At 54.8% G+C, this 13,296-nt stretch carries 14 protein-coding genes; 9 read left to right on the top strand and 5 right to left on the bottom strand.

Going from position 1 to position 13,296, the window contains the following annotated elements; all coding sequences use genetic code 11:
* Positions 1-83 precede the first annotated feature (83 nt).
* Complete coding sequence (locus tag ACTJKV_RS07315; protein WP_337993149.1) at positions 84-836, top strand: DUF1647 domain-containing protein; 753 nt, start codon at positions 84-86, stop codon at positions 834-836.
* Positions 837-866: 30 nt separating this feature from the next.
* A complete protein-coding gene (locus tag ACTJKV_RS07310; protein ID WP_274102088.1) occupies positions 867-2,015 on the top strand; it encodes a glycosyltransferase in 1,149 nt (382 codons plus the stop codon).
* A gap of 128 nt (positions 2,016-2,143) precedes the next feature.
* On the opposite strand, the gene ACTJKV_RS07305 is transcribed toward ACTJKV_RS07310, so the two are convergent.
* Together ACTJKV_RS07305 and ACTJKV_RS07300 are read right to left on the bottom strand one after the other, a co-directional pair.
* Positions 2,144-3,010 carry an alpha-1,2-fucosyltransferase gene (locus tag ACTJKV_RS07305; protein WP_440598569.1) on the bottom strand — a complete coding sequence of 289 codons (867 nt, stop codon included), beginning with the start codon at positions 3,008-3,010 and terminating at the stop codon, positions 2,144-2,146.
* Positions 3,011-3,052: 42 nt separating this feature from the next.
* Entirely contained in the window at positions 3,053-3,814 is a 762-nt protein-coding gene (locus ACTJKV_RS07300) for a glycosyltransferase family 25 protein (RefSeq protein WP_274102086.1), read from the bottom strand.
* Between the two features lie 218 nt (positions 3,815-4,032).
* Here ACTJKV_RS07300 and ACTJKV_RS07295 point away from each other — a divergent pair, with 218 nt between their 5' ends.
* On the top strand, positions 4,033-4,770 hold the full coding sequence (locus ACTJKV_RS07295; RefSeq protein WP_274102085.1) for a glycosyltransferase family A protein: 738 nt from the start codon (positions 4,033-4,035) through the stop codon (positions 4,768-4,770).
* A gap of 10 nt (positions 4,771-4,780) precedes the next feature.
* Here ACTJKV_RS07295 and ACTJKV_RS07290 read toward each other — a convergent pair whose 3' ends face one another.
* Positions 4,781-5,248: an Lrp/AsnC family transcriptional regulator gene (locus ACTJKV_RS07290; RefSeq protein ID WP_062598662.1), complete on the bottom strand. Its 468-nt coding sequence runs from the start codon at positions 5,246-5,248 to the stop codon at positions 4,781-4,783.
* Positions 5,249-5,486: 238 nt separating this feature from the next.
* Between ACTJKV_RS07290 and trxB the strand changes: the two genes are divergently transcribed.
* The 4 genes from trxB (at position 5,487) to ACTJKV_RS07270 (ending at position 9,403) form a co-directional block, all read left to right on the top strand.
* Positions 5,487-6,461, top strand: coding sequence for a thioredoxin-disulfide reductase (gene trxB / locus ACTJKV_RS07285; protein ID WP_113178051.1), 975 nt, complete (start codon positions 5,487-5,489; stop codon positions 6,459-6,461).
* A 24-nt stretch (positions 6,462-6,485) separates the two neighbouring features.
* Positions 6,486-7,382 (top strand): LysR family transcriptional regulator VtlR, encoded by an 897-nt coding sequence (locus ACTJKV_RS07280; protein WP_062426425.1) that lies wholly within the window; start codon positions 6,486-6,488, stop codon positions 7,380-7,382.
* Between the two features lie 568 nt (positions 7,383-7,950).
* Positions 7,951-8,241, top strand: coding sequence for an ArsR/SmtB family transcription factor (locus tag ACTJKV_RS07275; RefSeq protein WP_062426423.1), 291 nt, complete (start codon positions 7,951-7,953; stop codon positions 8,239-8,241).
* A gap of 49 nt (positions 8,242-8,290) precedes the next feature.
* Positions 8,291-9,403 carry an alkene reductase gene (locus ACTJKV_RS07270; protein ID WP_111846848.1) on the top strand — a complete coding sequence of 371 codons (1,113 nt, stop codon included), beginning with the start codon at positions 8,291-8,293 and terminating at the stop codon, positions 9,401-9,403.
* Between the two features lie 23 nt (positions 9,404-9,426).
* Here ACTJKV_RS07270 and ACTJKV_RS07265 read toward each other — a convergent pair whose 3' ends face one another.
* The gene (locus tag ACTJKV_RS07265) at positions 9,427-10,452 is read right to left on the bottom strand and encodes an NAD(P)H-binding protein (protein ID WP_274102083.1); all 1,026 of its coding nucleotides are present in this window, start codon (positions 10,450-10,452) and stop codon (positions 9,427-9,429) included.
* 102 nt (positions 10,453-10,554) lie between these two features.
* Here ACTJKV_RS07265 and ACTJKV_RS07260 point away from each other — a divergent pair, with 102 nt between their 5' ends.
* Positions 10,555-11,499, top strand: a complete 945-nt coding sequence (locus ACTJKV_RS07260) for a LysR family transcriptional regulator (protein ID WP_274102082.1) — start codon at positions 10,555-10,557, stop codon at positions 11,497-11,499.
* A gap of 121 nt (positions 11,500-11,620) precedes the next feature.
* On the opposite strand, the gene ACTJKV_RS07255 is transcribed toward ACTJKV_RS07260, so the two are convergent.
* Positions 11,621-11,893: a DUF2188 domain-containing protein gene (locus ACTJKV_RS07255; protein ID WP_274102081.1), complete on the bottom strand. Its 273-nt coding sequence runs from the start codon at positions 11,891-11,893 to the stop codon at positions 11,621-11,623.
* Between the two features lie 275 nt (positions 11,894-12,168).
* On the opposite strand from ACTJKV_RS07255, the gene ACTJKV_RS07250 reads away from it, so the two are divergent.
* Positions 12,169-13,281: a calcium:proton antiporter gene (locus tag ACTJKV_RS07250; protein ID WP_274102079.1), complete on the top strand. Its 1,113-nt coding sequence runs from the start codon at positions 12,169-12,171 to the stop codon at positions 13,279-13,281.
* The last annotated feature ends 15 nt before the right edge of the window (positions 13,282-13,296 follow it).

Genomic DNA, 13,296 nt, shown 5'->3' with positions numbered 1-13,296 from the left:
AAAAGAGAAAATGCGACAGAGTAATATTATTCATAACAATAATAACATAAAATAACTAGGGTATATATTTTATATGGGAGGAGATGATGATTAGGATATCGAGACACTTGTTAGATTTACTGAGGTATCACCTAAAAAGGCCAAAGCTAACTTTGGTAACCGCAGCCGATGAAACCCATGCCCGTTCTTTAGAGCAATTTCTAAAGAGCGCACAGAAAAATCATCAAAAAGATAAAATGGTTATAATTGATCTTGGTCTATCGGACGAAAGCGTCCAAAGACTTCAAAAAATAGACCTGCCATCGGACATCAGACGATTCAATTACAGCAAATATCCCGCATGGTTCGACGTGAGCGTTAATGCTGGCGAGTACGCGTGGAAGCCAATAATAATCAATGACATTGTTCAAGAACAGGGTGGCGTCGTCATCTGGATGGACGCGGGAAATATGATCCTTGGCAAACTCTGGAGACTTCAAGCACATGCTCTGAAATATGGCTTGTTCTCTCAAGACTCATCAGGAGACTTGGCGAGATGGACACATCCGGCGACCCTAAGCTATTTTAACAAAGATATAGAATGGGCCAAAGGAAAAAGAAACATCAATGGCGCATGCATAGCCGTATACTCGGAGCACCCAACGGCAAAAAGCATTGTTCCTGAGTGGGCACGATTGGCGACGATCAGAGAAGCAATTGCTCCGATTGGATCGAACAGGCAGAATCACAGGCAGGATCAGGCTTTGCTGTCTGTCTTGCTCAATCTGTCAGGGAGGATACCCAATAGCTACAGCCAAAAATCGCTAAATTTCGCGACACATAAAGACGTAGAATAGCAATACTCACCGCACATTTGGTACAGTTCAATGAAGATCGCACTTATCGCTCCGGGTCTGATCAGCGTTCCACCTCAAGGTTGGGGAGCCGTCGAGACACTGGTTTACGACTATAGCCTCGAACTTCAAAGGCAAGGATGTGATGTACTGATCGTCAACCAACAATCGGCAGACGAAGTTATCGAAAAAGTGAATAGTTATAATCCCCATTTTGTACATTGCCACGCGGACAATCATATTGGAATCATGACTCGCATAAATTGCAAGAATAGGGCATTCACGTCTCATTTTGGGTATCTGGAAACCCCCCACCTGTTTCCCAAGTACATCGCCAGCACGCACAGTTTCGCCGTCTCTCAGGAGGATTTATATTTATTTTGTCTGTCTCCTTCAATTGCGCAAATGTATCTTCGGGATGGCGTTGATCCTAGGAGGATCCGTATCACTCCCAATGGCGTCAACACGGGTCTCTTCAAATACGATCCCGCGCCGACGAAGCCTCACAAAAGCGTATGTCTGGCGCAGGTCAGCGTCAGGAAGCGTCAGAGCTTGGCACAGCGCGCTCGGGCCGATATCGATTTCGTCGGCGGTATAGGAAGTTACTCCAAGGCATACCGTGCCGGTTTCAACCCTACAACTGAAAGTTATCTGGGGGAATGGACGAGAGAAGACGTTTATAATGAGCTTACGCACTACGGCAATTTGGTACTGCTAAGTGAGGCAGAAGCCCATCCCTTGGTATGTTTGGAGGCACTCTCATCAGGCTTAGGAGTGGTTGTCAGCGAAGCATCGTCGGCGAACCTCGATACCGCAAGATCTTTTATTACCGTAGTTCCTGAAGAGAAGATTAAAGATCTTAAATATTTGCGCGAAAAAATTGTTGAAAATCGCGTTCAGGCAGTCAAGTCTCGAGAGGAGATCATCGCATATGCCAAGAGCTTTGATTACAAGAACATTGTGGACCGCTATAGGCAGATTGTTGATGACATAGTATCCGACACCTCGAAAATCCAGCCGGTGTTTAGCATCGAAAAAAGCCACTTCGTCCCACTCGCTTCGAATAGCCCCCAACGCAAGACCCGATTTAGGCGAGCTCAGGGACTTACGAGACGTGTGGTCGTTTTCTACTGGATCGTCAAAAGTAAATTGCTGCGGCGGGGTGGGAAGAAATCCCCTTGATGCCGATGCCCAGAGCATTTCCTGTTAAAATCGAATCGTCTAAGACGCTCAATCTTTTTGTTTTGATGCAGACCGGACGCAAAATCGCCAACGCACTTTTGCTGGACGTGCTAGCGCGAAACTCTGGTTTATACGCGCTCCCATTGCACCGGAACCAAGTCGCTGGCGTTGTGTGCTTCGGAACGAAACCATCGAGCGGGCGCGATCACATGTTTATCTTGGCGCGGATTGAGCCAGGCGCCCCACCAGCTAAAGGTACTATTGGCAATAATATGGGAATGGCACCTGGCCATAAGATGCATATCCTCCCCGTCGCGACCGTCTGATTGCGGTTCAACGAAAACCATTCGATCAAAACTCGGAAGGTTATTACGCGCCCACTGCGGGTCATCGGAGAAAACAAAGAATGTGACGGGGCCTGTATGCTCAACCATCCTCTCCATCGCCGCACGATACCATTCCGGTTCGCAGGTGCCATGGGTTAAGTTCGCAGTGGGGTTTGTGACATAATCTCCTCTACGCACGTGGACGGACACAGCGATTTCCGCGTTTCGGATTTGACTAAAGCTTCTTTCTCTTTCACCGCTGAAAGGTCGCTTTAGCGAAAAATCCTGCCTGATAGCGTCCGCATGAACTGTAAAATATTTCTCGCTCTGCCAATAACCGGATAGATGCACTGAACCACGCAGTTGCAGGATGGCGGGATCAAAAGAGATGGACTTTTCGATCACCTGAGCAACACGGCCCGCGTTTTTGAAAGAGGTAATGATTTTTCCGAAGAAGCTTTTGCGGAGGCGGAAAGGAATTTCTTTTTCGTCTGCTACGTCACAGTGAATACCAAACTGATCAAGCTGGAACGACCGCAATTTATATCGATCCATCTCAGTCAAATCGAGTTTGAGTGTCTGATTCTTTTCAATGGAAAGCGCCCGTCCGACAGCATACTGAAACATCTGGTTACCGAGTCCGCCTACTATGCGAGTAATAATCACCATATTTCCCAACTGCATACTTGATCGAAAGGCGGTATTCTTGCTCTATTTTGAGTGGCGTTGCCAGCGACCGACATAGCAAATATTGAATATAAAGCGGGCGAACTTGTCTGCTGTCCGGTAAAGCGCGCGCCGGTGCCTGAATCTTCGCGACTTCTTTTCACGTTCTTTACCTTGCCAGATTTCCGATTCCGCTGCCGTTTCTGCGGCATGGGTCACAGGCGACGGAGAAAAACTGTAGCAGTTGACGCCGTGCAACCAGAACCGGTCGAGATGGCAGTCCACAGGCTCGAACCACACCTTCGCCGTCTCCACCAACTTTTTGGCAGCTCTCGGGGAAACCGCGTAGCATGATGTGCCGTGCGGACCGATCTTCAACCTGACGATGTCCAGCCCTTCCGCCGGCGTCTCCACGACTGCCCACGGTGGTCTCTTGTGTCGAGAAAACCGTATGACGCCATACTTCTCAATGCGATCAGCCGCCACCTGATACGCCGTGAGGAAGTTTTCATTGAGCGCCACATCATCTTCAAAAATCAGCAGCGGCTTATCTTCTGAGATGCAGCGTTCCCAAAGAAGATAGTGGCTGGCGTAGCAACCCAGTTCGCCACCGGTCAAAGTGTAGCCACGGCGCATTTCAGCCATTCGCGGATCGAATCTGGCAAAAAGAGGATGTGGTCCTGAGCGCCCATCGACCGCTTCGAAAAAGCTATAGGGCAGACCCAGCGGATCCAACAAAGCAGTCATCGCATCGCGCCGCTGGTGCGAGCGAGCCAAATTGACCACAACGATATCAAGCTGTTTCATGTCCAGTCCCGAAACAAAGGTTCCGTCCCCTAACACATAGCGGTCAGAGGTAAAATGGATATTCCTTGCCACCTATCGCAAAGGAGTTGGTTTTGTTTCGGACATGAAGTGGCTCATGCATGCCTCGAGACCAGTCTGTCGTTGAAACGACATACGGAAGTCATTAAACCTCAGACCGCCTGAACAATTGCCTGCAGCCTTTTTGAGGACTTTGCCGAATGCCGCCAATCGATATCTGCCTTGTCGCTGGCCGCAGGCCGGAGCTCCTTGAGAGAACGCTGAAGAGCTTTAAGGCCTCGATGTTCGATCGTTTTGAAATCGCCAATTTCTACGCTAATATCGATCCGATTTTTGGTGATACCGATGATGAGGCCGCGACGATAGCGGTCATTCGCTCCCTCTTCCCGAACGCTCGCATCCATACGCCAGAGCAACCAGGCTTCTGCAAGGCGGTGAAATACCTCTGGCAGCAGGCGCAATCCGAAATCCTGTTTCACCTCGAGGATGATTGGCTGCTTGATGAGCAACTCGACCCAACTGAAGTCTTTCGCATCTTTTCTGACAAAGACGTGGCCCAATTATCCTTGAACCATTACCACAAGCACTGGAATTTCAGATACGGGCATTTCCATCGCCGCTGGGACAGAAAGACCATCCTCGGCATCCGTTTCAAAGTCGGCAAGCCATTCCCGCTATTCGCCACCTCGCCCTCTTTCTTGAAAACCGATTTTGCCAGAACCGCGGCATCACTCATGGATGATCGCTACGATCCCGAAAAGCAGTTCTATGACGGTATCAATCCGGCCATGGAGGACTTCGTGCGTCCCTACAAGAACTACATGCTTGGGGCGAAAAAGCGCTTTCTCATTACCGATATCGGGCGCGAGTGGCGCGATGAGCGGAAGTTGACCAAGACTTATGTCGATGGCGTTTCCAACTGGGAAAAGGAAGGCTGACCGCCTCCCCTCAAACCTCAACCAATCCCAACCGTTTCACCTGCCGGATGGTCAACATCGTCCGCACCGTCTCCACATGCTCGTCGGCGGTCAGCACCTCGATGACGAAATCCTGAAACTGCGTGAGGTTTTCGGCCACGCAGTGAAGCAGGAAGTCGCTGTCGCCGGAAACCATCCAGGCCTGGCGCACCAGCGGCCAGCGGTCGGTGGCGGCGGCGAAGGCTTTGAGGTTGGCTTCGGACTGGCGCTTCAGGCCGACCATGCAGAAGGCCACGAGATCGAAGCCGAGCTTGGGGGCGTTCAACATCGCGTGGTAACCTTCGATGATGCCGGCCTCTTCCAGCTTGCGCACGCGGCGCAGGCAGGGCGGTGCCGAAATGCCGACGCGGTCGGCGAGCTCGACATTGGTCATGCGGCCGTCGCGCTGCAGTTCACGCAAGATTTTGAGATCGATGGCATCGAGTTCGACGCTGGCCACGCATGCATTCCTTCGTCAGCGGTTGTGTGCTTCCTTCTACTCCACGCGGCGGGATTCGCAATAATCCGTCGTGCTCGGGACACAAAATTACGTGTTCTGTTGCAACTGCCCTGTTGGTAATGCAAGGCTGCCCTTGAATATCGACACTGGACACCCTTAAATGCTGCGCAAGAAGGGTATCTATCCTGGCGCAACCTCCAAATCCGGCTGCCTGCACCCTGTTGAAAGGAACCGTCCCATGTCCGCCCGCCATACAAAGGTTTTGATCATTGGCTCCGGCCCCGCCGGTTATACCGCCGCCATCTATGCTGCTCGCGCCATGCTGGAGCCTGTGCTGATTGCCGGCATGGAACAGGGTGGCCAGTTGATGATCACCACGGATGTGGAAAACTACCCAGGCTATGCCGACCCGATCCAGGGCCCGTTCCTGATGGATCAGATGCTGAAGCAGGCGCAGCACGTCGGTGCGGAGATCGTCAACGATCTGGTCACTGAGGTCGAGACGACTGTCCGCCCCTTCACCGTCAAGACCGACTCCGGCGCGGTCTGGACAGCCGACACGCTGATCATTTCCACCGGCGCCAAGGCGAAGTGGCTGGGCATCGAAAGCGAACAGCACTTTCAGGGCTTTGGCGTTTCCGCCTGCGCCACCTGCGATGGCTTCTTCTATCGCAACAGGGACGTGATCGTGGTCGGCGGCGGTAACTCCGCCGTGGAGGAAGCGCTTTATCTCGCCAATATCGCCAAGTCAGTCACCGTCGTGCATCGTCGCGACAGCTTCCGCTCGGAAAAGATTTTGCAGGAGCGCCTCTTTGCCAAGGAGAATGTGAAGATCCTGTGGAACACCGAGGTAGCCGAAATCACCGGCACGCCGGCCAAGCCACCCATGCCACCGTCTGTCACTGGTGCACGTCTGCGCAACACCAAGAGCGGTGAGATCACTGAAATGCCGATCCACGGCGTCTTTGTGGCGATCGGTCATGCACCGGCGGTCGAACTGTTCAAGGACAAGCTGAAGCTGAAGCCAAACGGCTACATGTGGACGGCACCGGATTCGACGGCAACGGATGTCGAAGGCATTTTCGCCGCAGGCGACGTCACCGACGATACCTATCGCCAGGCCATCACCGCGGCCGGAATGGGCTGCATGGCGGCTCTTGAAGCCGAACGTTATCTCGCCGCACAGGCGCCGCTGGCTGTTGCAGCCGAATAAAGAAGGGCACCAAACCGCATGCCTATGCCATTGGACTGGGACAAACTGCGCATATTTCATGCGGCTGCCGAAGCTGGATCCTTCACCCACGCAGCCGACAAGCTGCATCTGTCCCAGTCCGCCATTAGCCGCCAGGTCAGCGCGCTGGAGCAGGATGTCGGCGTCAAGCTCTTTCACCGCCACGCGCGCGGCCTGATCCTCACCGAACAGGGCGAGTTGCTCTATCGAACTGCGCATGACGTGCTGCTGAAGCTCGAAACCGTCAAGATGCAACTTACGGAGACGACCGAAAAGCCGAGCGGCAAACTGCGTGTCACCACCACCGTCGGCCTCGGCCAGGGCTGGCTGACGGACAAGGTGCAGGAGTTTCTCCAGCTTTATCCGGAAATGGCGATCCAGCTCATCCTCGACAATGAGGAGCTGGACGTGAACATGCGCCATGCGGATTGCGCTATTCGCCTACGCCAGCCACAGCAGTCGGATCTCATCCAGCGCAAGCTCTTCACCGTGCATATGCACGTCTATGCCGCGCCCTCCTATATCAACCGATATGGAGAGCCGCAGTCGATCGAGGATCTCGACAACCACAAGATCATCTCGTTTGGCGAGCCTGCACCCAACTACCTGCTGGACGTGAACTGGCTGGAAAATGCCGGGCGCTCATCCGACAACACCCGGCTTGCCCACCTGCAGATCAACAGCCAGACCTCGATCAAGCGCGCCTGTCTGCTGGGAATCGGCATTGCCTGCCTTCCTGATTATATTGTGGGACGCGATCCAGGTCTCATTCAGCTGTCGCTTCCGGCCGATATTCCATCCTTCGATACCTATTTCTGCTACCCGGACGAGATGAAGAACGCCGCCAAGCTGAAAGCCTTCCGCGACTTCATCGTGGCAAAGGCCCGCAACTGGAACTTCTGACGCGTCACTCAGTGCCTGAAAGATGAACCAATACAAGGCGATGAGCGGTACCATAGTGCCGAATTTCATCTCGGCGCAGTGGCAGCCTTGCGAAGAAAATATGACAAAACAGGCAAGCAATGCACAGCACGCATGCCTGTCTTGCACAAAAAAGAGTTGAAGCCTGCCCATAAAAGCATCATATCGCACATAGCTGATGCACACGGCGGCTTTTCCTCCCAGTTCCGCCGCATCAGCTGTTCCCCTCTGGAGGTTTTTTGACCTTCACAATTACAAGGGCCCTGGAGCAATCCGGCGGCCCTCTTTTTTTACCCGCAATAATTTTCTGGATTTGAATGCATTATTAAGGGAAATTGCCCTTGTTTCCAGCGTATTCCGCCTCCATATCTTGATCAGCACCCGACGCTTTCCAGTTGTCCGGTGCTGTTCCCCTCTGGAGGTTTTTACCTTCAAAACTGTCGGCCGCTGAGAAATCCAGCGGCCTTTTTTTTGAGATAAATTCCCACCATTCCTTGATATCGAAAATTCTCGATATAAATATCATGATGTTTAGATATGCAGGAATGAGATGAACCCCGAAGACGCATTGAAAGCCATCGCCCATCCGGTGCGGCTGAAGTTTCTCAACTGGCTGAAAAAGCCTGAGAACCACTTCAACCAGGCGCACCCTTTCAGCATGGGCGTATGTGCACATCAATTCGAAATCAGTGGTCTGTCGCAGTCCACTGTCTCGTCCCATCTCGCAGCCTTGCAGGCGGCCGGTCTCGTCCGCTCGCGCAAGGTTGGCCAGTGGAATTTCTATGAACGTGACGAAGAAAACATCGCCAAGTTTCTGGCCTATCTGAACGAAACCCTTTGACGTATTGGCGCAATCGCTGCGCTCCCTATCAACAGGAAGAGAAAGCACCATGACCAAACTGTTCGAACCCGCGCAGGCTGGCGATATCGCCCTGGCAAACCGCGTCGTTATGGCGCCGCTTACCCGCAATCGGTCCCCGGGTGCGATCCCGAACAACCTCAACGCCACCTATTACGAGCAGCGGGCAACCGCAGGCCTGATCATCACCGAAGGCACACCCGTCTCGCAGCAGGGCCAGGGCTATGCCGATGTTCCGGGCCTCTACAAGCAGGAAGCAATCGAAGGCTGGCAGAAGGTCACCGATGGCGTTCACAAAGTGGGCGGCAAGATCGTCGCGCAGATCTGGCATGTCGGGCGTATCTCGCACACCTCGCTGCAACCGCATGGCGGCCAGCCCGTCGCCCCGTCTGCCATCAAGGCAAAGTCCAAGACCTACATCATCAACGATGACGGCACCGGGTCCTTCGCCGAAACATCCGAGCCGCGCGAACTCGGCACCGCTGAAATTCCGGTCATCCTGGAAGATTTTCGCAAGGGCGCACGCGCTGCCATCGAGGCAGGTTTCGACGGCGTCGAGATCCATGCCGCCAATGGCTACCTGATCGACCAGTTCCTGAAGTCCGGCACCAACCAGCGCACCGATAACTATGGCGGCTCGATTGAGAACCGTGCACGCTTCCTGCTGGAAGTGGTGGACATCGTTGCCAAGGAGATTGGTGCGGGCCGCACCGGCATTCGCCTGTCTCCCGTCACGCCTGCCAACGACATTGTCGAGACCGACCCGCAGCCACTCTTCAACTACGTCGTGAAAGAGCTTGGCTCCCGAGGCCTTGCTTTCATCCACGTGATCGAAGGCGCAACCGGTGGCCCGCGTGATTTCAAGCAGGGCGACAAGCCTTTCGATTACGCTGCCCTGAAAGCCGCTTACGTTGAAGCTGGCGGCAAGGGACTGTGGATCGCCAATAATGGCTACGACCGTGCATCCGCCATCGAAGCCGTAGACAGCGGCAAGGCCGATGCCATCGCATTTGGCAAGGCCTTCATCGCCAATCCGGATCTCGTTCAGCGCCTGAAGGATAATGCGCCGCTGAACGAACCGAACCAGCAAACCTTCTACGGCGGCGGCGCTGAAGGCTACACCGACTATCCGGCGCTTGCCTGATCATAGATTGAACGCCGCGCACCTCAAACGGGTGCGCGGCTTTCGTTGCGGGCTAGGTCCATCCCTGAGCCGGCAGGATATGGCTCAAGGCAATTCAAATCCTTGAGCGTCGCAAAGACGGCCGCATCGATCGGCGTGCACGGCTCGTCGCCAAGAAACGCCACAAGCTTCTCGTTGCTCATCCGCACTTCCTGTTGCCAGAGATAACGCATCTCCAGGACTTCCTTGAACAGCGGGACGAAGGGTGCGCAGATGCGAAACAACCACCATGGAACGCGCTTCATCTTAACGTGGTGCCCAACGACGCGCTCGATAGCGGCAGGCAAGTGGCGCCCATTCGCATCCCAGAAGCCTTCCATGTGAAAGACGGCGAAGGGTGGTAGCTCATCGGCACGCGCGAGCAGACGCATCATTGTTTCCGCCACATCCGGAAGATAGGCCCATTGGTGGCCGATCCCGGGTCTTCCCGGATTGGAGATAGCGCGCACAGGCTTTCCGGGCTGAATGAGACCCTGGCTAAACCAATTGTTGCGCGCCTTCGGTCCAAAGAAATCTCCGGCGCTAACAATCAGCACCGGCACGCCGCGCGTTGATGCCGCGCGCAAGCGGTCTTCCATCTCCACGCGGATCTTTCCCTTGCGCGTCGTCGGCCTCTGCGGGCTGTCCTCCTTCAGCAAGGGAAACGCATCGGGGCCGAAATTATAGACGGTGCCGGGCAGCAATATGCGCGCACCGACTGTCTCCGCCGCATTGATGGCACTATCGAGCATGGGGAGAACAAGGGTCTCCCAGTTTCTATAACCGGGTGGGTTGACCGCATGAACGATGAGCGAGACGCCTTGCGCGGCCCGCACTACATCTTCCGCCATCATCACGTCACCGACGCACCATTCGATCATCGGGTGGTGAGAGCTTGGCACCTTATCCCTCACGAGCGCCCGTACCTTCCAGCCTCGTCCAAGCAGAGCTTCGGTAATGTGCCCGCCAATGCCACCGCGGGCGCCAAGAACCAATGCTGTTTGCTGCTCGCGCTCTTTTTCCTCTGCCATGATGAACTCCAATCCTTTTGAGCAATCGTTCTGGACTGGAGCATGGACGAAAAGATTGCTATACAGAATTAGCTAAACACGTTTACCGGCCATACAAAAATTATGATAGTCGATCGCGAAATCAGTTGGGATTATTACCGCACCTTCCTCAGCGTGCTGCGTGACGGCTCGCTGTCAGCGGCGGCAAGAGAGCTCGGCATCACACAGCCAACCGTGGGCCGCCATATTGGTGCTCTTGAGGAAGCGATCGGCTATCAGCTCTTCATCCGCTCGCCCCATGGCCTTGTTCCCACCGATGCGGCGATTGCCTTGAAGCCCTATGCGGAAAATCTGTCTGCGACCGCAGCGGCGCTTGTGCGTGCCGCCTCCGGCGAGGTCGGCAAGATCGAAGGTGCCGTGCGCATCAGCGCCTCGGATGTGATTGGGGTGGAGGTCCTGCCACCCATCATCGCCGCGATGCAGGACACCTATCCAAAGCTCGAAATCGAGCTTTCGCTCTCCGACACCATCGAGGATCTGCTGCGGCGGGAGGCGGACATCGCCATTCGCATGACCGAGCCGGTCCAGGATGCGATCGTCATGCGCTATGTCGGCAATTTTCGCGTCGGCTTCCACGCGACAAGCAGTTACCTGCAAAAAATGGGAACGCCGATAAAGAAGGAGGATCTGGAGGGGCACCGGCTGGTCGGCTTCGATCGCAAGACGCCCTTTATTAGAGCCATCCTTCAGAACATGAAGAAAGAAAATCCGGCGATCCCCGACGCCGATCAAATTCCTTTCGCCACGCGCGCCGATAGCAATCTGGCCCAACTCGCGCTGGTTCGCGCAGGTGCGGGTATCGGCATGTGCCAGATCGGACTGGCCAAACGCGATGAGAGGCTAAAGCACATCCTGCCGGAATTCGAAGTGGCACTCCACACCTGGGTTGCCATGCACGAAAATCTTCGAACCTCGCCACGCTGCCGTGCGGTCTTCACTGCGTTGGTGGATGGGCTGAAAGCACATCTAAAAGCGACTGATCCCGAAGCGCCATCATCCAAGCGCTAAAGCATGGGCCTCGCAAAAGTGGTCACCGGTTTTGCGATAACGACACGCGGCAAAACAAGGACTTGAAGCCTATGGAACGAATCTGAAAGATCGCGACACGCTTTAAGACCCCTGAGAGAAGTCAACCGGGGGTGCCAGCCTGTCGTTGAGCATAGATATCGACAACCTCAGCTTCCGGCCTGTCGCCGCCCTGACTGAACTCTTCGTGCCAGCGTCCACGTTCGTCCTGATAGCTGATTTCCTCGTCCTCACCGCCAACCTGCTGTTCGGCAGCCGCGATCTTCGCGGCCTGGACGGCGTCGGAGTGCGTGGGGAAGGCTTCGGAGTAGGCACCGTTCATTCGGTACGCCCAGCCGCCATCGTGCTCGACGATTTCATAACACACCTTGGTCATGCGCATGTCCTCCTGTTATGCTTGGAGAAGATTGACAACCAATACCGCAAACAGGCATTTCAGGACTGAGATCGCGGTTTCGTTATCATGTCCTCGCGCTCACTATCCTACCAAATGGCCAAGAGTGCAAACCCGCCTCTCGACCTGTCACTGAAAAGATCATCGGCCCGAAGCATTTTCGCCTGCTCACAGTTGGGCGTGAAAATGCGCAGGACCGAAAAGTTGCAGCAGCGGAGCCGGTATTCGCCCGAACGGCTCTGAGATCTGGAGGAAAGATGTCCGTCGCCACCACTTTGAAGCAGGAGCGTATGCTGTTGCTGGCCGTTCCAGTCGCGATTGTCGCCTATCTGGCAGAACATAGCGTGCTGGAAGCAAGCAAGGCACTCTCCTTCGTCGTTGCGGCGGCGCTGATTGCCGTAATTGTCGCGGTGTCCATGCGGGTTGCCCATCACGCCGAAATCCTCGCGGCAAAGGTCGGAGACCCCTACGGCACGATGATCCTTACCCTGTCCGCTGTCGCGGTCGAGGTACTGATCCTCGCTATCATCATGAGCGAGTCGAGTTCCCCTACCCTGGTGCGCGATACGATCTACTCGGCGGTGATGATCGACATCAACGGCATCCTTGGTCTGGCCGCACTGTTGGGCGGGCTTCGTCACGGCGAGCAGCCCTACAATGACGATTCGGGCCGCACCTATGGCGTGATGATCCTGACGGCCATGGGCATTTCGATGATCGTGCCGGAATTCGTACCAGAAGCAAAGTGGCACCTCTATTCCGCCTTCACCATTGTCGCGATGATCGCACTCTACGGCCTATTCCTGAAAATGCAGGTTGGCCCGCACAGCTATTTCTTCAGCTACAGCTACCCGCGTGCAGATCGTAAAAAGGCCGCCCCGGAAGGTGAAGCACATGCCGAGAGTGAAGAGGACAATTCGGCCGCCTATTCGATCGGCGTCATTCTCGTCGGCGTGGTGCTGATCGGCGTTCTGGCGGAATTCATGGCCACCTTCCTCACCCATGGGCTGGAAGGAAGCGGCGCACCGGAGGGTCTGATGGCTGTCGTCGTTGCCACCATTTCGGCAGCACCGGAAATCCTCACCGCCATGCGTGCCGCCTTGCGCAACCGCATGCAGCCCGTCGTTAACATTGCCATGGGCGCCTCGCTTTCAACGGTCATCCTCACCGTTCCGGTCATGGAAGCTATCGCACTCTATTCCGGCCAACCCTTCATCATGGCGATGACGCCGGTCCAGACGGTCATGGTCTTCATTACCCTCATCGTGGCTGCCATCAATCTCAATGACGGGGAAACCAATGCCATCGAAGGCATGACGCATCTGATCCTCTTTGCCACCTTCATCATGCTGCTGTTTCTTGGGCTGTGAGGACGTAGGTTGTTT

The organism is Agrobacterium sp. 22117 (assembly GCF_052045735.1).
GTDB lineage: Bacteria > Pseudomonadota > Alphaproteobacteria > Rhizobiales > Rhizobiaceae > Agrobacterium > Agrobacterium cavarae.
Note: the sequence above shows the minus strand (reverse complement) of the source record. Positions and strands in the feature narration are given on the sequence as shown.